Genomic DNA, 19,385 nt, shown 5'->3' with positions numbered 1-19,385 from the left:
GCGCGGTTAGGCGCTCGTCGTTAGGCTCATTTTCATGACTGTTTCTATCTCGGCCGTGATCGCGCTTAACGACGACCCCCGCGCCGCTGCGCGGTTTTACGCCGAAGGTTTTCACTCCAACATCAAGCCCAACTCCACCACGCTCACCATCGGCGGGATGGACTTTGAACTCATTGAGAACGGGAACCGCCGATTAACCCCCGCTGTGTCTTTTATGGTGCGATTTGCCCCTGGTCAGGAAAACCAGCTGCGCAGACTGTGGGAGCATCTGATGGCGGGTGATGAAACCATCAGCGGTGGTGCTACGCTCATGCCCCTGACCAGCTACGATTTCTCGCCGCTCTTTGGCTGGTTGGTCGACGGCAATGGGGTCAACTGGCAACTGATGATTGATTCCTTAACCAGCGGGGCTGCAAGCACGGACGCTGCCGCAAAGACAGCGAATCCCGCCGTTATTCCCTACTTCATGTGGACAGGCGACGAACCACAGGCTGCCGCCGCCACCGAGGTATACAACCGGCTTTTCGGGTCAGGGAATTTCATGACGCTCGACTCGCCGGGCATGCACAATTTCACCTTCGGCGACGGTGTGGCGATGCGCCTCTCCAGCGATTCGGCCGAAGAGGTCGAAAGCGCCTGCCAAGCGCTTGGCCTAACAGGCGCTGAGGTTGCCGAGGGCACGGAAGCCGTCGTCAAGCCTGACCGATTCGGCGTGTACTGGACGCTCTAGCGTTACTTACGGGTCAACGCGATTGCCGCGCCGACGACGGCTAACAGAACTGCACCAATAGAGAACCACATCATGTTGGAAGAGCCGTCATCCTCGTTTTCTTCGGTGCCCTTCGGATTCTGCTGGCTACTAGTCGGGGCCTCGCTACTTGGCGACTTGTGCGCGACCTGTTCAAAAGCTGGGCCCGGAATCTTCTCGCCGACCAACTCCGTGGTCAGCTGGTAAGTCACCGGGACGTTTTGAACACCCGCGACATCGTGGGATTGACCGGCACCCCAGCTGTTGTTGAAGAAGACAACGATGTACTGGTCGCCATCCAACCAGGCTCTTTCAGCCTCGTAATCGCCCGACTTTTCACTATCTTCGCCGATCCGATTGCGATAGTTAATCCGGGCCGAGTTACCAAATGTAGTCTCTTCACCGATCTGGTGTTCATTGGCCGGACGGTTTTCCTCGCTGCCGGCGAGCTGGCGTGCCGAGTTCAGCGTCTTGATATCCAGGCCGGAGATCTGTGCAAGCTTGTCCGCTTCTGGGGCGTCAATGAGTTTGACGGCGCCGCGGAGCTGCTGCCCATACTCGGACTTGATCTTGTACACGTGTGTCTCACCAGGAACGATGTCGGCCGTGACGCTGCTGATGCTGTCGGCAGTAAGTTCCGTGGCGTCATCGAACCACGAACCTGGGGTGACCTTCTTAGCCTGATCCGCTTCCGGTGTCGCGGGCGGAGGGGTCAAGCTCTCCTTGTCGGACGGGAACGCCTCCGGCACATCAGTCAGGTTTTCGTTGGCGAAACGCTTGATGGTTACTTCTGCAGGAATGTCCTGACCTTCAAACGGGCCTCCTTTTCGGGCCACGGAGAACACCATATTGCCCGACTTACAGTCCCCCTCCGCTCCTCCGGACTGCTTGGTTGTTATCGATGCGAAAAAGGGGCCATTGGAGTCGATGATGCCATTGCCGAAATCATTGGCAAGGAAGCAACTGCTGTCGTCCAAATGCATAGTGAGCGCGAAGTTGCGGACATCTAGGTCCATCAAAGTCGCGCCTGACGACGCTCCCGGCACCGTGGCCGCACTAATTGCAAGCCGCTCTCCCTCAGCGACCGGGACGGAGAAGTACTCAGCACCGTCGCCTTCCTGATTACTGATGCTGCGCTCGGACTCAGGAGTCTTTTCCCGCAGCTTGGTCGAGAACGTTTCCACGTCGGCAGGCACCTGGGTAGCGCTCGTAGGAGCGTCGCCGCCCTGTATCTCTTGCGCGCTGGACTGCGCGGTGCGTGCGGTGCGGGTCGCCAGCGTCTTCATGGACTCAGCCAGCGAATCGGAGTCCTGGGCGTCTAGGTACTCGCCGCCTGTGGCCTCAGCAATGCACTCCAGTTCAGCACGTGCGCCCGCATCAACGAGGAAACCAACTGTGTTGATGACCAGATCAATGCCCTGCTGCTTGAGTTCCTTGGCTACCTCGCACACCGGTGGCGGAGCACAGGTGTCCTCACCATCGGAGACCAACACAATCGAACGTTGCCCTTCTTTCGGCAACTCATCGGCAGCCTGACGCAGCGCAGGCCCCATCGGGGTGTGGCCGGAGGCTTGGATCTTTCCTACTTCAGCAGGAATCTTCGCCGAGTTGCCAGCTTGCACGGGCAGCAGCGTGGTGATGTCCTGACAGCCAGCTTCCCGCTCCTCCGGCGAATTGCCGACTTCCGTGCCGTAGACCATGAACCCAATTTCGGAGTCCTCTGACACAGATTCTGCGAACTTACTCGTCGCGTCCTTCGCTGCCTCCATTCGGGTTTGGCCACCCGCATCGTCGGCAAGCATTGACCCTGAAGCATCCAGGATCACCATGGTTGGCGAGATAGTACTCGCAGCCTCTTGCGCCTGCGCACGTCCAGCGGTGACTCCCATGAACGATCCTGCGAGCACCAGCAGCATGGAGATGGTGAGCACGACCGCCGAGAGTTGTTTTGTTCTGATCATGTGGTCGGTTCCTTTTCTTCAAGCGTAAATCTTCAAGCGTAAAAAGAACGTTACATGACAAAAGTATGTCTGATTCTCAAGATAATGACTGGGCAGACCCCAAAAATTACGGGCGCCAAATATGATTACGGGCTGCAAATGTGAAACTGTATGAGTTTATGACACTTTCAGGCAATTTTTCAGGCCATTTTTGTCATAAACGCAGTCAGTAACTTGCATCGCCCTGCCGCCGCTGACATAAACGCAGTCAGTAACTCGCATTGGGATAAGTAGCAAAAGATGCCCACCGGTCGACCCGCCGAACGGGCATACTTTTTGTCTATTAACCAGCTCCCCCTAGCGGGACTCCAACCACGCCACAATGTCGGAGTAGACCTCTTCCTTATTCAACTCGTTGAGAATCTCATGGCGACCATCCGGATAGACCTTAAAGCGCACGTCCTTCTTGCCCGCGTTCAGGTATTTGCCCACGACCTCAGTCACACAGGCAGCGCCACCCGCCGGATCAACGGCACCGGAAACCACGAAAAGCGGCAGCTCATCAGGCGCTTTCTCATAGGCTTCAGGCGAGTTCGCGTAGTGCGTGCCGACGAGAAGGTCGCGGAAAAAGGCATTGGTGGGAACGAAACCACACTTGTCGTCCGCAATATAAGCATCGACAATCTTGTGGTCGCGGGTGAGCCAATCAAACTTAGTGCGGCGCTCAAAGTCCTTGTTGTAATCAGCAAAGGTGAGAGTGTTGAGCAGCTTGCCCGGCGCGGTAGGACGAATCTTAGCCAGCAGGTTTGCCACCTTCATTCCCGCGTCGCCCTTAGCCCCTGGCCACGACACAGTGCCCATGATAATGACACCGGTGAGCCCCTCGCCGTACTTGGCGATGTAGTTACGAGTCAGAAGCGACCCCATGGAGTGGCCGAGAATATAGTGCTTGCTACCTGGGAATTCTGCATCAACGTACTGGCGCACCGCGTGGAGGTCTTCGAGAATCAGGTTCCAGCCACCGTAGTCAGCGAAGAAGCCCGGGATGCCAGCATCCGTCTTGGTCATACCGTGGCCGCGATGGTCGTGCGCGACGACGGCATAACCCTGGGATACGAGGTACTCGGCGAACTTGGCGTAGCGGTTGGCGTACTCGACCATGCCGTGGACAATCTGCACCACTCCCTTAGGAGTAATGGGCGCGCCCTTGTCATTTTCTGGAACCCAGCGCAGCACATTCAATGTGGCACCTGGGCGAGAAAGCGAAGTCCTAACAGCCGATGTCACGTCGGGCACCTTTCGAGTAGAGGTTTCGATGCTTATCGCTCATCGTACCGAGGAACTTGGCTGCTCACTGGTGCTTTCGTCAACAAACAAAGAAAAACTCTGCCACCAACGTGACAGAGTTTTTCAAGGGACCTTACGTCTTTACGTTTTTTCGTTTACGTGTTTCGCGCGTGACGCTCGCGAAGCTACAGAATCTCGCCCGGCTTGTAGGCCGCGGCCTCTGGGTACTTGTCCACGACAGCCTGCACACGTGCAACTACGCGGTCAACCTGGGATTCCGCGGCACCGATGAACGCATGGCGGTTCGCCAGAGCGTCGGCAAGCCCTGCGGCATCCAGCGGGAAACGCTCATCTGCAGCGAGACGTTCAGTGAGATTCTGCTCAGCACCCTTTTCGCGCATATCCAGTGCGGTGGCGACGGCGTGCTCCTTGATGATCTCGTGGGCTTCCTCGCGGCCCATACCAGCGCGAACGGCTGCCATGAGGATCTTGGTGGAAGCCAGGAACGGCAGGTAGCGCTCCAGCTCACGGTCGATCATGGCCGGGAATGCACCGAACTCGGACAGGACGGTGAGGAAGGTTTCGAACATGCCGTCCATGGCGAAGAAAGCATCCGGCAGTGCAACGCGGCGAACCACGGAGCAGGAAACGTCGCCTTCGTTCCACTGAGTACCGGCGTATTCGGAGAGCATGGTCATGTAACCACGCAGGATGACCTGGAAACCGTGGACGCGCTCACAGGAGCGGGCGTTCATCTTGTGCGGCATGGCGGAAGAGCCGACCTGGCCTTCCTTGAAGCCCTCGGTGACGGTCTCATTACCGGCCATCAGGCGGATGGTGGTGGCCAGCGACGCCGGGCCTGCGCCCAGCTCGACCAGTGCGGACAGAGCGTCGAAGTCGAGGGTGCGCGGGTAGACCTGACCAACGGAGTCAAAGACGCGGTCGAAGCCGAGGCCTTCAGCGATTTCGTTTTCGAGGGAGGCCAGTGCGGACTCATCACCGTCAAGCAGATCCAGCATGTCCTGGGCGGTACCCATCGGGCCCTTGATGCCACGCAGTGGGTAGCGGGAAATCAGGTCTTCTACGCGCTCGATGCCCAGCAGCATCTCGTCCGCAGCAGAGGCGAAGCGCTTACCCAGGGTTGTTGCCTGTGCGGCGACGTTGTGGGAGCGACCTGCCATCACCAGCGACTGGTACTCGGAGGCCTTTTCCGCAGTGCGGGCGGCAACGGCAACGGCCTTGTCGCGCACGACCTTCAGCGACTGCAGAACCTGCAGCTGCTCAACGTTTTCGGTCAGGTCACGCGAGGTCATACCCTTGTGAATGTGCTCGGTGCCAGCCAGGTCGCAGAACTCTTCAATGCGAGCCTTCACATCGTGGCGAGTAATACGCTCACGGGCGGCAATGGAGTCGAGGTCAACCTGGTCGATGACCTTCTCATACGCCTCGATAGTGCCCTCCGGCACCTCAATTCCGCGAGCGACCTGAGCCTTCAGAACGGCAATCCAGAGCTTGCGCTCGAGGATGATCTTGTACTCAGGGCTCCACAACTCAGCCAGAGTCGCAGAGGCGTATCGGTTAGCAAGGACGTTTGCGATCTTCTTTTTCTCAGCCACGCCCTCAAGTATTCCATGACCACTGCATCCGCGGTTATCTAGGCCATGGATGACCACGCATTTCTTCCACGCCCTCGTTGAATTTGCGCATCAATCGCACGAACTCCGCGAGCTCCGAGTCTTCCCAGCCATGCGTAATGTCATCGACGGTATTCTTACGCGCCTCAATCTCCCGGTGCAGCAGCTCTAGCCCCTTGTCGGTCGCGCTATGCACCTTCGCGCTTGACGACGGCGCGGACCTCTTCGCGATATACCCCTGCCGCATGGCGGCGGCCAGCTGGCGATGCACTGTAGAAATGTCCAGCCCTAGTGCATCGGAGAGCTCGGCGACTGTCATATCCGGCTGTGCTTCCAGCCTAGCCAGCAGTGCTGCGGCGGAGCGATCCAACAGGATGTCCTTACGATGTGGTCGGTAGCCGCTGGAGCTCACCCGGGATAGCAGCATGTTCTCGTAAACGAGCGCGGCCAGGTCGTCGTTTCGCACGGTGGCAGTCAATCCTCTTGTCGCCTTTATGTCGGCCCTTTAATGGGCCTGCGGGATGTATCTGTTTGCTGAACAGCCCCTATTCTAGCGCGCCACGGATGCGGTTAAGGCCGAAAAAGCACATTTGCATCATACAAACCAATTGTTATAATTCGAGCCCTAACTGCATTTTTGCATGATACAAATGCCGGAAAGCAGTTTCGCCAAAGCACTAATCCCACGATCGTTTTCAAACGAGAAAAGAGACCGTATCTTCAGCATGACAACGCATACGACCACACAGAACAGGCACAAACAGAACGAGCAGGACGAGCAGCACGGGCAGGACAAGCTCTTCTCCCCCGCGTTCATCATCAGCTGGCTGATTAACTTCAGCATGTACCTGGTGTTCTACCTTTCAATCACGGTCATGGCGCTCTACGCCGTCCAGCGCTTCTCCGCCTCCGATGCCGCCGGTGGCTTCGCCGCCAGTTCTTTCGTGGTCGGCGCCACCATCGCTCGTCTCTTTTCCGGCTACTTGGTGGACACCTTCGGTGGTCGCAGAATCATGCTTGGCTCGCTCGCTGTCATCGTGGCAGCCTGTGCCGCCTACCTGTGGGCCGCATCCCTGCCGATCCTGATTGCAATCCGCATCATCCACGGCCTGACCTACGCATTCGCTTCCACCGCCGTGATGGCCGCCGCCCAAACCGCTATTCCGGCTTCGCGGCGCGCAGAGGGAACTGGCTACATTTCGCTCGGCACCACCCTGGCCACAGCGATTGGCCCAGCTCTCGGCCTTGCCCTTATTGGTTCGGTCGGCTACGGCGTCCTCTTTGCCACAGCCCTCGGCCTGTCCATTGTCGGACTGGTGCTGGCGCTCGTTCTGCCACAACCCAACGAGCCTGCCACTGTGGCAACCAAGGACGAGGCCACCGAAGACTCGTCGGCAAGCGAGACGAAGCGCACGTTTTCCTTCGATGACATCATGACGCCGAGAGTGGTGCCAATCGGCCTGTTCATGCTGCTCGTCGGCCTGGCGTATGCGGGCGTGATTACATTCCTGAACCGATACTCGCAGCTGAGCGGCCTGACTAGGGGCGCCAGCTTCTTCTTCATCGCCTATGCGGTGGCGATGATGGCGGCGCGTTTCTCACTGGGACGCCTACAAGATCGCCGCGGCGACAACCCCGTCATCGCCATCGGCCTGGTGTGCTTCACCATCTCACTGCTTGTTCTGGCTTTCGCTAGCGCTGACTGGCACGTTATCGCCGCCGGTGCGCTCTGCGGCCTGGGCTACGGCACGCTGATGCCGGCCTGCCAGACCATCTCTGTGCACCTGGCGCCGGCGCACAAGTTGGGCACGGGCATCTCGACGCTGCTCTTGCTTGTCGACGCGGGCATCGGCCTCGGCCCAATCGTGCTTGGTTCGGTAGCCGCCACTATGGGCTTCGACAAGATGTACGCAGGCCTGGCGGTCGTGGTGGTTCTCGCGGCCGTCTTCTACTGGTTCGTGCATGGCCGCAAGCCTGTTGCGAGGCGCCATCGCGTGGATCTTTAGAACTAATTGGTGTGCAGTCACTTTTTACAGGTGAATATCGGGCAAGGAACACCGATAGCAGTTATGTGTCGTGAGTCACCTATACTTTCCCCCATGACTGAATCATCCACACCACAGAGCATGATTTCGATTGCCGAGGTGAACAAGCACTACGGCGATTACCACGCTTTGCGCGACATCAACCTGGAAATCCCAGCTGGCCAGGTCGTAGTTATCCTCGGCCCCTCCGGCTCTGGTAAATCCACACTGTGCCGAACCATCAACCGCCTGGAAACCATCGACAGCGGCGAAATTCGCATCAACGGCAAGCTCCTTCCCGAAGAAGGTAAGGAACTCACCCGCCTGCGCGCTGAGGTCGGCATGGTCTTCCAGCAGTTCAACCTCTTCAGCCACATGACCATTCGCGACAATGTCACGTTGGCCCCACTGAAGGTCCGCAAGATCTCCAAAGCCGAGGCCCGCGAGCGTGCGGACAAGCTGCTCGCCCGTGTCGGCATTGCGGAACAGGCTGACAAGTACCCGGCGCAGCTCTCCGGCGGTCAGCAGCAGCGCGTCGCCATCGCACGCGCCCTGGCCATGGACCCGAAGGTCATGCTTTTCGACGAGCCCACCTCCGCGCTCGACCCGGAAATGATCAACGAGGTCCTCGATGTCATGACCGACCTGGCCAAGGGCGGCATGACCATGGTTTGCGTCACCCACGAGATGAGCTTCGCCCGCCGCGTGGCCGACCGCATCCTGTTCATGGCCGACGGTGCGATTGTCGAAGACACCGACCCGGAGACCTTCTTCACCAACCCGCAGAGCGATCGTGCCAAGGACTTCTTGGCCAAGATCGTCGGACACTAGGCGGGGCTGGTCACCATGAAGCTTTCACTATTACGAGGAGGCCGGGGACGCAGTCGCAACCAGGGCCGCCGAGGTGTCGTCGGCAAGCGAGTTGCGGCGGCTGTCGTAGCTGTTGCCACGACAATGAGCCTCGCGGCCTGCGGTAGCAGCGGACCCCGAAACCTGCTGGCCGATATCGAAGCCGGGCACGTGACACTGGGTACGAAGTTTGACCAGCCGGGTCTCGGCGAGCGCACCCCGGACCGTGAGTTCGCGGGCGTCGACAACGATGTTTCCCGCTACGTCATTGAGTACATCGCCAACAAGAACGGTTGGGATGTGCCCGAGATGGAGTGGCGCGAGACCCCGTCCGCTCAGCGCGAGACGCTGATTAACAACGGCGAGGTCAACATGATCGCCGCCACCTACTCCATCAACGCTGGCCGCCTGGCTGCCGTCGACTTCGCCGGCCCGTACCTGGTCACGCACCAGGCACTGTTGGTGCGCGGTTCCGAGGGTATCCAGGGGCTTGACGACGTCGCCCCGGGCACTCGCCTGTGTTCTGTATCCGGCTCCACCCCAGCGCAGAAGGTCAAGGACGCTCTGCCGGAGGTACAGCTGCAGGAGTTCGATACCTACGCCGCGTGCGCGGAAGGTGTGAAGCAGGGTGTCGTCGATGCCCTGACCACCGATGCGACCATTCTCGCGGGCTTCGCCCAGCGCTACAAGGAGCGCTTCGGCGACGACTTCCGCGTGGTCGAGCTGCGCAACCCCGATGGTTCCTACTGGACCAATGAGTACTACGGCATCGGCCTGCCCAAGGGTGATGATGCCAGCCGTGAGGCCATCAATGAGGCGCTGGAGTCGCTGTACGACACCGGTGAGCTTCAGAAGATCCTGAAGAAGCATTTGGGCGACAAGTTCGAGCTCGACGACAAGCCGGCAATCGGCGATCTGTCGTTCGTAGAGAAGAAGTAGGAAGGGGTGCGAGCAAACAATGAATCCAGAACTATGGAGTGAAATGGGGCCGGAACTGCTTCCGGCTTTCTGGGTAACCATCAAACTGACGATTGCTTCGGCAATTGGTTCCCTGATTTTTGGCACGCTTCTCACCGCTATGCGCGTGAGCCCCGTGGGAATCCTACGTACCCTGTCGACCTGGTACATCAGCATTGTCCGCAATACCCCGCTGACGTTGATTGTGCTGCTGGCCTCGATGGGTCTCTACTACAACTTGGGGCTGCTGCTGGCTGCGGAGAATGACTCCTTCATTGTCAAGCAGAACTTCCGTCTCGCGGTGTTGGCGTTTGTTGCCTACACCTCGTGCTTCGTTGCGGAGTCCCTGCGCGCCGGTATTAATACTGTGCCGTTCGGTCAGGCCGAAGCCGCCCGCTCCCTGGGGCTTAGCTTCGGCCAGAGCTTCCGCTACATCATCTTCCCGCAGGCGTTCCGTGGCGCTATCGTGCCGCTCGGCAACACCCTGATCGCGCTGACCAAGAACACCACGATTGCCTCGGTAATCGGTGTGGCTGAAGCGTCGCTGCTGATGAAGACCATGACCGAAAACTACGCCAGCGATATCCTGATTATCTTCGGCATCATCGCTGTCGGCTTTATTATTCTGACTCTGCCGACCGGCCTGTTCTTCGGCTGGGCTGGCAAGCGATGGGCGGTGAAGCGCTAATGGCTACTCGCGCAACAGTTCTTTACGACGCGCCGGGCCCCAAGGCTCAGCGCTTCAACCGAACCCTCACCTGGATCGTGGCTGCAATCACCGTTGCGATCCTCGCCGGGGTCGGAATGAAACTGGCCGACAAGGGCCAGTTCGAGGCGAATAAGTGGTCGTTCTTCCTCGAATCCACCACTTGGACCACGTACATTCTGCCCGGCTTGGTCAGCACCATTATCGCGGCTGTGGTCTCTATTGTGTTGGCACTGGTTATTGGCGCTCTCCTGGGCGTCGGCAGGCTGAGCCCGGTCGCACCGGTGCGCTGGCTGTGCTCGGTGATTGTCGAGTTCTTCCGCGCCATTCCGGTGCTGGTGCTCATGCTGTTTGCCTACTCGGTGTTCGCGCTTTGGCAGCTGTTTCCGTCGAACTACCTCGGCTTTGCCGCCGTTGTGTTTGGCCTGACCATGTACAACGGCTCCGTCATTGGCGAGACACTGCGTTCCGGCATCGAGTCGCTGCCGAAGGGCCAGCGTGAGGCTGCGATTGCGCTGGGTCTCTCCCACCGCCAGACGATGGTCACTATTTTGCTGCCGCAGGCAGTCGCCGCCATGCTGCCGGCGATTATCTCGCAGATGGTCATTGCGCTGAAGGACTCCGCGCTGGGTTACATGATTGGCTACGTCGAGGTTGTCCGCTCTGGCCGCCAGCTTGGCGAGTACTACGGCGCCATGATTCCATCGCTGGTCGTCGTAGCAATCATTCTCATTGCCATCAACTTCGGCCTTGCCAACCTTGCTGAGCGCATCGAAAGCCAGCTCCGCGCCGGCCGCGCCCGCCGCAACATCATTGCGAAGGTCCCGCATCAGCCTGATGTCGGTGTCACCACCAAGGACCAGGCCAACGTGGATTGGCACGATGAGGACTACAAGGACCTCCGAGGCACCTACGAGTAAAGCTAATCACGGCTTAACGCCACACTTGCTTTACGACGAACACAGCGACGCCGCCCACGGAAACTGCTTATGGTTTCCGCCGGGCGGCGTTTTTGTTTGGCTACGGCCTTTGCCTTCGCTCCTATCGATGAGCTACTCACTGATGGCCACGCTACAGCGCAACGATAGGTGAATAGCGTGGCCACAAGTGCCGGGCACTACTGCGACCGTGCTCTACTACGACTCAGACTTCGTCCCCGACTCCTCTGGGCTCTCTGATTCCGACTTTTCGCCAGACTCAAACTCGCCTTCAACGACCACATCGGACTGAATAACCAGACGTCCCTCTTCATCGTGGGTGTACTCAAAGCGCGGCAGCTCATTGCCCTCTTCGTCGTAGCCCGGCGCGGGTGCGGCTTCGTGCTTCTCCAACTTCTCTGGAGTATCGGTCTTCTCCCACTGGCGGGTAACCGGCTTGCGCACTGCCATGTGGTCATCACTCATGCCTTTGACCAAGGAGTACATCATCACAAAGTGGAGGAAGAAGAACGGTACACCGATAACAATCACGGCAGACTGCAGCGCTTCCAGTGCGGTTTCACCAGAAATCAGCAGCAGAGAAGCTGCCACAGCACCAATCATGACGCCCCACAGCACGCGGTAGAAGGTCGGAGCCTTGTTTTCCTCACCGGTAGACATCATGTCCATCACCATCGAAGCGGAGTCAATGGAGGTGACGAAGAAGATCATAATCACAAAGAGCGCAAACACACTGACAAGGGTTGCCAGTGGGTACTGCTCCAGCAGGATAAATAGAGCCGGCGAGGGATCCCCTCCTTCGACGACTGGTTCCGTCAGAATGCCCGGCTGCTCATTTTCCAGTTCGAAGCCAGCGCGGCCGAAGATAGAGAACCACATGATTGACACGATTGTCGGCAGTGCAATCACACCGGCAATGAACTGACGCACAGTACGGCCGCGGGAAATACGGGCGACGAACATGCCCACAAATGGCGACCAGCAGATTGTCCAGGCCCAGTAGAAGACCGTCCAGGCGCCCTGTTTCCAATTCGGGTTGACGTCGTAGGAGTCAGTCCAGAACATGATGCGAGGCAGCGCATCCAAGTAGACACCTGTCGTATCGACGGTCTGGCGCAGCAGCGTCAATGTCGGGCCCATGAGCAGCACGAAGACCATCAATGCCATGGCGGCCCAAATGTTCGCATTGGACAACACCTTAATACCTTTGTCCAGACCGCGGGCCACGGAAATCGAGGCAATCACAATAATGATGGCAATCAGAATGAGCTGCACCATCGAGCTTTCCGGGGTACCGATTACACGTGCAGCACCGGAGTTAATCTGCAGCGCACCCATGCCCACCGATACCGCGATACCGACGACGGTACCGATGATGGCGACGGCGTCGATAAGCTTGCCCGGCCATGAGTAGATGCGGGTACCGAGCAGCGGCGCGAAGATGGAGGAGACGCGCGGCGGCAGGTGACGCTTGTAAATGAAGTACCCCAGCGCGAGCCCCGGCAGCGCCATGATGACCCACATGTGAATACCCAGGTGGTAGATGGTAAATGCCATCGCAGTGTTCTGAGCTTCGCGGCTCATCGGCTCTTGACCGAACGGCGGGTTGTAAGCGTGGTTGAGCGGTTCAGCCACGCCCCAGAACATCAGCATGGAGCCAGTACCACCGGCGAAGAGCATGCCGAACCACTCGGCGATGGTGTATTCGGGCTCTTCGTCATCATCGCCAAGCTGGATGCGTCCGTAGCGGGACACAAACAAGCCGATGAGGAAGATAAAGCTTGCCGAGACACCACCGATGAACAGCCAGCCCATGTTAGACGTAACCCAATCGGAAGCGGCCGAGTAGGCATCCCGAGCGGTATCCCCCAGCGCTATGGTCACTGCCACAAAGAGGACAATGAAACCCATCGCCGTCGTGAAGATCAACGGGTCGGTCGGCAGGTTCTTAAGAAAACCGCCCGACTTCTTTTCTTGCGTTTTTACTTGTGGCGTTTGTGTAGATCCCATTATCGGGGTCAGCGCCTTTCACTTCTAGATTGTTTGTCTCAGAAAAGACAGCTCGGAAGACACATTCCTCCCAAGTCGGTTATCTACGTTACAAAAGGAAGCCCAGTCATTCTCAATAACTAAGCCTTTGTTCTGTAATTGCGACTTTTTCCTTCGAGTTCACGCTGGTTTAACTGAACGTCAAAGTGGAAAACCTATCGTTCGACTCCATGCAGCTTTCCCGTCGCAGCGCTCTACGTTTAGGCGCATCCACCGCACTTGCCACTTCAGTCACGCTCGCTCATGCCTCTAGAGCTGCGGCTTCAGCTACACCGGGTTCGCCGTCACTGGCCTCCCCAGGGTTACTGCGTTCTCGGCCACAGCTCACCCACGGCGTTGCAAGTGGCGATATCCGCGGCGACGGCGCATTGATTTGGGCTCGCTCAGACCGCCCCGCCCATATGGTGGTTGAAACTGCTGCAACTGAGAGCTTCCAGAATGCCAAGGTATTCCGCAGTAACTCTCTGTTAACTCCAGACACTGACGGCACCGGACGTCTACGTGTCGTCGGTCTCGAACCGGGGCAGGAAATCTTCTATCGTGTCACGCTCGAAGAGGCAGATACTGGAATCTGCTCTGATCCCGTTATCGGCACCTTCCGTACTGCCCCAAACCGCGCATCCAACATCCGCCTGCACTGGTCCGGCGATGTCGCAGGTCAGGGTTGGGGAATTAACGACGAAATCGGTGGATACACCGGCTTTTCCACCATGATGGAGCGCAATCCAGACCTATTCATTCACTCAGGCGATACCTGCTATGCCGACGGTCCGCTGGATGAATCCGTCACGCTTTCCGACGGCACTGTGTGGCGCAACCATGTCACTCCGGCCAAATCCAAGGTTGCTGAAACCCTCGAAGAGTATCGTGGCCAGTACTCCTACAACCTCATGGACAAGAACTACTTGGCCTTCAATGCGCAGGTTCCGCAGCTAGTCCAGTGGGATGACCACGAAACAGTCAACAACTGGTACCCCAACGAAGTCCTAGACGATGATCGCTATACCGAGCGCGATGTCAACACCCTGGCCAAGCGTGCCTACCAGGCCTTCCATGAGTGGCAGCCAATTGATCAACAAATGGCTGTAGATGGGCGCGTCTACCGCAAGGTTTCCTACGGCCCGTTGCTAGACATATTCATTCTGGATATGCGCAGTTACAAGGGAGAAAACACTTCCAATAATCCGCGCTCGACAACCGAAGAACCAATCCTTGGCGAAAAGCAGACCAACTGGTTAATCGACTCCCTCAAGGACTCCCGCGCGACGTGGAAGATTGTTGCTAATGACCTACCGCTTGGAATCATCGTCCCCGACGGCGACGATGGTGACCAAGAAAGCGTATCCAATGGTGCCGCCGGTGCACCTGCAGGACGTGAACGTGAAATCGCCCGCCTGCTCAGCGCCATTAAAGATGTTTCAAATGTCGTCTGGCTCACCGCCGATGTGCACTACACCGCGGCTCACCACTACAGCCCAGAGCGCGCACAGTTCACCGACTTCGCACCCTTCTGGGAATTCGTCTCCGGTCCTCTCCACGCGGGCGCTTTCGGCCCCAACGAAATGGATTCGACCTTCGGGCCGAAGGTGGAGTACGTCCACGCACCGGGTAAAGACAATGCCAACGCCGACCCCACACAGGATTTCCAGCACTTCGGCGAAGTCGATATCGACGGCGACTCACGCGAGATGACCGTCCGCCTGCTCACCACTCGTGGCACCGAGTTGTGGTCGACAACGCTGAAGCCGCAGGCGTAGGCACACTGTTCAACAGCGCGTGGCGGTAGCCACTAATTAGTGCGTTCCGCCACGCTTTACGACGGTCTCCTGCCCTGCAGCCTGCCAGGCCACAATGCCCCCGTCCAGATTGATGAGCTCCGGTATGGCGCCATCAGCCTCGATCTCGCTGGCCAACAGCTCAATTGCCTGTTGCGAGCGGGCACCCGAGTGGCAGTGAATCAGAACTCGTGGGTAGTTCGACTGGAGGTTCCGCTCAGCCCACGCTTCGCGAATCGCAGCCCACCCACGGCTGCGAATGTCGCCGAGTGGCACAAGCACAGATTCGGCAATGGCGACCTCCGCGTGCTCTTCGGGTTCGCGTACATCGATGAGAGGCACCCCCTCGGCAAGAAGCTCGTGCGCCGTGTTGGGACCAATGCTGCGCACGCTCTGCGCCGGGGCCTCCTCATCCTCGGTCCACGAAGCTGCGCACACCTGCGCAATTTCGGTCAAGTCGGAAACGGGTTCGCGCTCCGGGTCGGCCGCAAAGGACAGTGTGCGGGTGGTTGCCTCCAGGGCGTCGATAAGCACGAGTTTGCCGACGGCGACCTTGCCGACACCGGTGAGCACCTTGATAGCTTCGACGACCATCATGGAGCCGATTTGTCCGACCATTGCGCCGAGGACACCGCCTGCGGCGCACGACGGCACGGAGCCGGGGTCGGGGATGTCGGGGTAGAGATCGCGAAGCATGGGGCCGTGGCCAGGCCAGAAGACGGATAGTTGTCCTGCGAACTGCAGGATTGTGGCCCAGACCAGTGGCGTTCCGGTCAGCTCCGCGGCATCGGAGGACAGGTAGCGCGTGGCGAAGTTGTCCGCGCCGTCGAGCACTACATCGTGAGTGGCGAAGAGCTCCTCAGCATTGTCGACGCTTAACCTGCCGACGATTGCGGTCACCGATGCCTCGGAGTCAAGGCGCCGCACGGCATCCGCGGCAGATTCGGCCTTCGGGCGACCAATGTCGGACTCACGGTGAATGACCTGGCGCTGAAGATTGGACTCGTCGACCACGTCATCGTCAATGATGGTGATGTGCCCGACCCCTGCCCCGGCCAGGTACAACAGCGCAGGCGATCCCAAGCCACCAGCTCCGATGACGAGGACGCGGGAGGCTCGCAAAGTTCGCTGCCCCTCGGCACCAAAGCCCGGAAGTGTTAGGTGCCGGGCGTACCGGCGCAGGTCGCGGTCCGAAAGATTGACCCCCTGCTCAGCCATTACAGAGAATCCTGCTCGCGTGCGCCGCTGACGCGCTCAGTGATGATGCCCTCAAACGACGAGCTCGCCTGGGCTAGTCGACGCCGTGGAATGCGGCCGGACTCGCGAGCAGTCAGTCCTGCCTCAACGCCGAAGCGCATCGCCGTGGCCATGCCCACCGGATCATGTGCACGGGTCACTGCGGATGCCAACAGCACTGCATCGCAGCCAAGCTCCATCGCCTGAGCTGCCTCAGACGCGGTACCGATGCCCGCATCCAGGATGATGGGCACATTCGCGCGGTCCACAATCAGCTCGATGTTGTGTGGGTTAAGAATGCCCAGACCAGTGCCAATCGGCGAGCCCGCCGGCATGACAGCTGCACAGCCCAGATCTTCCAGCCGCTTGGCCAGCGCCGGATCGTCGTTGGTGTAGGCGAAAACGACGAAGTCGTCAGCTACCAACTGCTCCGCTGCCGCAACCAGCTCGACCGGGTCCGGCAGCAGCGTGTCCTCGTCGGCGATGACCTCGAGCTTTAGCAGATTGGTCTCCAGCGCCTCGCGGGCCAACTGCGCAGTCAGCACCGCGTCACGAGCGGTATAGCACCCCGCAGTATTCGGCAGCGCCGCAATATTGTTGCGCTGCAGAATCTCAAAAACGTTCTGCTTCGTGCCGGGCGTAAAGCGGCGCATCGCCACCGTAGTCAGCTCGGTGCCCGAAGCCACCAGCGCGCGCTCCAGCGTATCCATGCTGGTCGCACCGCCAGTTCCCATAATCAGACGGGAGTTCAACTCCAGCCCGCCAATGCGCAGCGGTTCGCGTGTAAGTCCGCTCGCCGCCCCAGTTTCATTTTCCTGCGCGGACATGTTTGCTTGTGCGGAATTCGCGGTCATCTCTAGCCTCCCTGAACTGCTGTCACGATGTCGATTGCACCTGTCACGGGCGTGCTCGCCCACTTGGCTCGCGGGATTACCGCACCATCCACGGCTACCGCGATTCCCAGGCGGGTGCCGTCCGCGGCAGTGCCGTCGTCGTTAAGCGCGTGCCCCGTGTGCTTTGCGACGAGATCTGCGACCATCTCCCCCGCAGCCGGTGTGTAGCCTTCGCCATTGAGTGTTGTGGTGGACATAAGCGAGCCTCCTCTAATCGCTGAAGCGGAATGGATTGACGGCGGAAAGAAGCGCCGGGTCGTTGTCAGTTTCCCGACCTGCGACGACATCGGCCGTGAGCTTGGAGCCGATGGCCGTAAGCAGAATGCCGTGACGGAAGTAGCCGGTGGACACGGTCAGTCCTGGAGCCACGCGACCAATCATGGGGACATCGTCTGGGGAACCAGGCCGGGCGCGGGCGGTCATCTCGTAGATTTCGCAGTCGAGAATGCCGGGCACCAGGCGGTATGCGTCGCGGAGTAGCTGGTGGACTCCTTCGGCGGAGACGCCGGTCAGGTCATCTTCACGCGAGGTTGCGCCGAGCACGACGGTGCCGTCGGCACGCGGGACGATATAAACCGGACGCCCCTGAACCACACCGCGAATAGTGCGAGTGACCAGTGGCTGCAGGCGCTCCGGTACACGCAGACGCAGCACATCTCCATAGACCGGGCGCAGCGGCAGATTCAGATTCTCCGGCAGACCGGCCATATCGGCGGTGTTCAGCCCCGCAGCCAGAACGACCTCATCGGCGAGGTAGTCATTTCCGTCCGTGCCGCGCAGCCCAATGGCTTGGCGGGGGTCGGCATCGGAAGCGTAAATAACCTCTTCCGCGCGGGTGCGGATGACGCGGTCTCCCAGAATGGTCAGCAACGCTTCGGCGAGCAGACGCGGATTGACCTGGTGATCTCCCGGAATATCCACCGCACCAACACAGCCCGGCCCCAGTGCCGGTTCTGCCCGGCGCGCCTCGGTGGCGGTGATGCGGTTGATCTCCATGCCCATGTCATGCTGCAGCTCAACGAGCTCGCTGAGTGTCTGCCGGTCAGCGGCATCGCCCGCACAAACAAACGTGGAATTCTCGATATAGCCAACATCGTGGCCCGATTCCTCGGCGATAGCCAGGGCAAAGTCGCGGTAGAGCTTGCCCGATTCCACCATCAGCGGATACAGCGTCGGCTGATCCCACACGACTTCGGCAACCGGCGCCAGCATGCCAGCCGCGGCGAAGGTTGCGCCGGAAACGGGCTCGGCATCGAGGACGGTCACATCGAATCCCTGGCGGAGTAGTCTCCATGCCGTCGCCAAGCCGATAATGCCCGCGCCTGCGATAACAACGCTTGACGACGTATCCCCTGTGCCGCCCTCACTTGTCGAGGCGGCACCCATAGCGGCAGCATTCACTGCCATTCCTCCCTCCGGCGGCATAACCCGCATCAGGTAAAAGCGGTCGGCGTTATTCGCCCTCTCAGCCAGCGGCATCTCATCGATACCGAGTACGGCTCCCGCGGAACGTGGTACTCCCCCATCATATGACTTCGGGCTCTCCGTCACGACACCGCATCCTCAACCTCGCCTAACATGGGGACATGAACGCCTCATCAGCTGCCACTCGCACAACACGACGCGCCCTGCTTGCCGACGCCCGCCTGTACCTCTGCACCGACTCGCGCGCATCCCGCGGTGATCTGCGTGAATTCCTGCACGCCTGTTACGAAGGCGGCACCGACATCATCCAGCTGCGCGACAAGAAAGTCGACACCCGCGACGAGATTGCCGCTGTGGAGACCCTCGCCGAGGTCGCCGCTGAACACGGCAAGCTCTTCGCCGTCAATGACCGCGCCGACATTGCCGCGCTGACCGGCGCAGACATCCTGCATGTGGGTCAGGAAGACCTCACCACCGAGCAGGCCCGCCAGATCGTTGGCCCCGAGGTTCTCATCGGCCGATCCAACCGAAATCTGGACATGTTCGCCACCTCGCTTGCCGACGATGGCATCGATTACGCGGTGATCGGTCCGGTGTATGCCACCCCGACGAAGCCCGACCGTCAGCCCGTCGGAGTCGAGATGGTCCGTGAAGCTGCGGCACTCGTGCGGAGGGCGCGTGCACAGGGTTCAGCGGAGTCCCACCAGGATTCCGTGGCCGATATTGTGCGCCCGCACGACCGCGGCGCAAGTGACCCGGTAAAGCCATGGTGGGCAATCGGCGGTATCAACGCCGAGACCGCCGGCGAAGTTATCGCCGCTGGCGCGGAGCGCATTGTGGTGGTTCGCGCACTAACCGAGGCAGCAAATCCGGAAGAGGCAGCGCGTGCTCTGCGCGCTGTGGTTTCACCAAGGAGCTAGGACG

At 59.5% G+C, this 19,385-nt stretch carries 17 protein-coding genes and 1 riboswitch; of the genes, 8 read left to right on the top strand and 9 right to left on the bottom strand.

Going from position 1 to position 19,385, the window contains the following annotated elements; all coding sequences use genetic code 11:
* Positions 1-34 precede the first annotated feature (34 nt).
* A complete protein-coding gene (locus tag HMPREF2878_RS09160) occupies positions 35-730 on the top strand; it encodes a VOC family protein (protein ID WP_049173075.1) in 696 nt (231 codons plus the stop codon).
* Between the two features lie 2 nt (positions 731-732).
* On the opposite strand, the gene HMPREF2878_RS09155 is transcribed toward HMPREF2878_RS09160, so the two are convergent.
* From HMPREF2878_RS09155 to HMPREF2878_RS09140, 4 genes are all read right to left on the bottom strand, one after another.
* Entirely contained in the window at positions 733-2,709 is a 1,977-nt protein-coding gene (locus HMPREF2878_RS09155) for a vWA domain-containing protein (protein WP_070653385.1), read from the bottom strand.
* A 336-nt stretch (positions 2,710-3,045) separates the two neighbouring features.
* Positions 3,046-3,975, bottom strand: coding sequence for an alpha/beta fold hydrolase (locus tag HMPREF2878_RS09150; protein ID WP_049193820.1), 930 nt, complete (start codon positions 3,973-3,975; stop codon positions 3,046-3,048).
* A gap of 185 nt (positions 3,976-4,160) precedes the next feature.
* Positions 4,161-5,591: an adenylosuccinate lyase gene (gene purB, locus HMPREF2878_RS09145; protein ID WP_069359129.1), complete on the bottom strand. Its 1,431-nt coding sequence runs from the start codon at positions 5,589-5,591 to the stop codon at positions 4,161-4,163.
* A 34-nt stretch (positions 5,592-5,625) separates the two neighbouring features.
* Positions 5,626-6,075 carry a MarR family winged helix-turn-helix transcriptional regulator gene (locus tag HMPREF2878_RS09140; RefSeq protein WP_049172172.1) on the bottom strand — a complete coding sequence of 150 codons (450 nt, stop codon included), beginning with the start codon at positions 6,073-6,075 and terminating at the stop codon, positions 5,626-5,628.
* Between the two features lie 259 nt (positions 6,076-6,334).
* Here HMPREF2878_RS09140 and HMPREF2878_RS09135 point away from each other — a divergent pair, with 259 nt between their 5' ends.
* The 5 genes from HMPREF2878_RS09135 (at position 6,335) to HMPREF2878_RS09115 (ending at position 11,065) form a co-directional block, all read left to right on the top strand.
* A complete protein-coding gene (locus HMPREF2878_RS09135) occupies positions 6,335-7,615 on the top strand; it encodes an MFS transporter (RefSeq protein WP_070429294.1) in 1,281 nt (426 codons plus the stop codon).
* 120 nt (positions 7,616-7,735) lie between these two features.
* A complete protein-coding gene (locus HMPREF2878_RS09130) occupies positions 7,736-8,464 on the top strand; it encodes an amino acid ABC transporter ATP-binding protein (protein ID WP_042388208.1) in 729 nt (242 codons plus the stop codon).
* Between the two features lie 15 nt (positions 8,465-8,479).
* Positions 8,480-9,421 carry a glutamate ABC transporter substrate-binding protein gene (locus HMPREF2878_RS09125; protein ID WP_070429293.1) on the top strand — a complete coding sequence of 314 codons (942 nt, stop codon included), beginning with the start codon at positions 8,480-8,482 and terminating at the stop codon, positions 9,419-9,421.
* Positions 9,422-9,440: 19 nt separating this feature from the next.
* The gene (locus HMPREF2878_RS09120; RefSeq protein WP_042388211.1) at positions 9,441-10,127 is read left to right on the top strand and encodes an amino acid ABC transporter permease; all 687 of its coding nucleotides are present in this window, start codon (positions 9,441-9,443) and stop codon (positions 10,125-10,127) included.
* On the top strand, positions 10,127-11,065 hold the full coding sequence (locus HMPREF2878_RS09115) for an amino acid ABC transporter permease (RefSeq protein ID WP_070438833.1): 939 nt from the start codon (positions 10,127-10,129) through the stop codon (positions 11,063-11,065). The genes HMPREF2878_RS09120 and HMPREF2878_RS09115 overlap by 1 nt, the downstream gene beginning before the upstream one ends.
* 216 nt (positions 11,066-11,281) lie before the next feature.
* Here the strand turns inward: HMPREF2878_RS09115 and HMPREF2878_RS09110 are convergent, their stop codons facing one another.
* On the bottom strand, positions 11,282-13,093 hold the full coding sequence (locus HMPREF2878_RS09110; protein WP_049189683.1) for a BCCT family transporter: 1,812 nt from the start codon (positions 13,091-13,093) through the stop codon (positions 11,282-11,284).
* A gap of 209 nt (positions 13,094-13,302) precedes the next feature.
* Between HMPREF2878_RS09110 and HMPREF2878_RS09105 the strand changes: the two genes are divergently transcribed.
* Positions 13,303-14,889: an alkaline phosphatase D family protein gene (locus tag HMPREF2878_RS09105; RefSeq protein ID WP_016421418.1), complete on the top strand. Its 1,587-nt coding sequence runs from the start codon at positions 13,303-13,305 to the stop codon at positions 14,887-14,889.
* 36 nt (positions 14,890-14,925) lie between these two features.
* Here the strand turns inward: HMPREF2878_RS09105 and HMPREF2878_RS09100 are convergent, their stop codons facing one another.
* Genes HMPREF2878_RS09100 through thiO form a run of 4 tightly spaced genes read right to left on the bottom strand, consistent with a single transcriptional unit; the run spans position 14,926 to position 18,422 of the window.
* Positions 14,926-16,125, bottom strand: coding sequence for a ThiF family adenylyltransferase (locus HMPREF2878_RS09100; protein ID WP_070653383.1), 1,200 nt, complete (start codon positions 16,123-16,125; stop codon positions 14,926-14,928).
* Positions 16,125-16,970 (bottom strand): thiazole synthase, encoded by an 846-nt coding sequence (locus tag HMPREF2878_RS09095; protein WP_049172170.1) that lies wholly within the window; start codon positions 16,968-16,970, stop codon positions 16,125-16,127. The genes HMPREF2878_RS09100 and HMPREF2878_RS09095 overlap by 1 nt, the downstream gene beginning before the upstream one ends.
* A gap of 29 nt (positions 16,971-16,999) precedes the next feature.
* A complete protein-coding gene (thiS, locus tag HMPREF2878_RS09090; protein ID WP_049172154.1) occupies positions 17,000-17,233 on the bottom strand; it encodes a sulfur carrier protein ThiS in 234 nt (77 codons plus the stop codon).
* A gap of 13 nt (positions 17,234-17,246) precedes the next feature.
* Positions 17,247-18,422, bottom strand: a complete 1,176-nt coding sequence (gene thiO, locus HMPREF2878_RS09085; RefSeq protein WP_070653381.1) for a glycine oxidase ThiO — start codon at positions 18,420-18,422, stop codon at positions 17,247-17,249.
* A gap of 7 nt (positions 18,423-18,429) precedes the next feature.
* A riboswitch (TPP riboswitch) is annotated at positions 18,430-18,552 on the bottom strand.
* 70 nt (positions 18,553-18,622) lie between these two features.
* Between thiO and HMPREF2878_RS09080 the strand changes: the two genes are divergently transcribed.
* Entirely contained in the window at positions 18,623-19,381 is a 759-nt protein-coding gene (locus HMPREF2878_RS09080; RefSeq protein ID WP_049189686.1) for a thiamine phosphate synthase, read from the top strand.
* The last annotated feature ends 4 nt before the right edge of the window (positions 19,382-19,385 follow it).

Source organism: Corynebacterium sp. HMSC065H09 (assembly GCF_001812845.1).
Taxonomy (GTDB): Bacteria; Actinomycetota; Actinomycetes; order Mycobacteriales; family Mycobacteriaceae; genus Corynebacterium; species Corynebacterium jeikeium_D.
This window is presented reverse-complemented; position numbering and strand designations above follow the sequence as displayed.

Bases quoted from the DNA above. Each gene is read 5' to 3' on its own strand.
- HMPREF2878_RS09120 (WP_042388211.1), top strand. From the start codon at position 9,441: ATGAATCCAGAACTATGGAGTGAAATGGGGCCGGAACTGCTTCCGGCT.
- HMPREF2878_RS09080 (WP_049189686.1), top strand. From the start codon at position 18,623: ATGAACGCCTCATCAGCTGCCACTCGCACAACACGACGCGCCCTGCTT.
- HMPREF2878_RS09160 (WP_049173075.1), top strand. From the start codon at position 35: ATGACTGTTTCTATCTCGGCCGTGATCGCGCTTAACGACGACCCCCGC.
- HMPREF2878_RS09155 (WP_070653385.1), bottom strand. From the start codon at position 2,709: ATGATCAGAACAAAACAACTCTCGGCGGTCGTGCTCACCATCTCCATG.
- thiO (WP_070653381.1), bottom strand. From the start codon at position 18,422: ATGGGTGCCGCCTCGACAAGTGAGGGCGGCACAGGGGATACGTCGTCA.
- HMPREF2878_RS09115 (WP_070438833.1), top strand. From the start codon at position 10,127: ATGGCTACTCGCGCAACAGTTCTTTACGACGCGCCGGGCCCCAAGGCT.
- HMPREF2878_RS09110 (WP_049189683.1), bottom strand. From the start codon at position 13,093: ATGGGATCTACACAAACGCCACAAGTAAAAACGCAAGAAAAGAAGTCG.
- HMPREF2878_RS09135 (WP_070429294.1), top strand. From the start codon at position 6,335: ATGACAACGCATACGACCACACAGAACAGGCACAAACAGAACGAGCAG.
- HMPREF2878_RS09100 (WP_070653383.1), bottom strand. From the start codon at position 16,125: ATGGCTGAGCAGGGGGTCAATCTTTCGGACCGCGACCTGCGCCGGTAC.
- HMPREF2878_RS09130 (WP_042388208.1), top strand. From the start codon at position 7,736: ATGATTTCGATTGCCGAGGTGAACAAGCACTACGGCGATTACCACGCT.
- HMPREF2878_RS09125 (WP_070429293.1), top strand. From the start codon at position 8,480: ATGAAGCTTTCACTATTACGAGGAGGCCGGGGACGCAGTCGCAACCAG.
- thiS (WP_049172154.1), bottom strand. From the start codon at position 17,233: ATGTCCACCACAACACTCAATGGCGAAGGCTACACACCGGCTGCGGGG.
- HMPREF2878_RS09095 (WP_049172170.1), bottom strand. From the start codon at position 16,970: ATGTCCGCGCAGGAAAATGAAACTGGGGCGGCGAGCGGACTTACACGC.
- HMPREF2878_RS09105 (WP_016421418.1), top strand. From the start codon at position 13,303: ATGCAGCTTTCCCGTCGCAGCGCTCTACGTTTAGGCGCATCCACCGCA.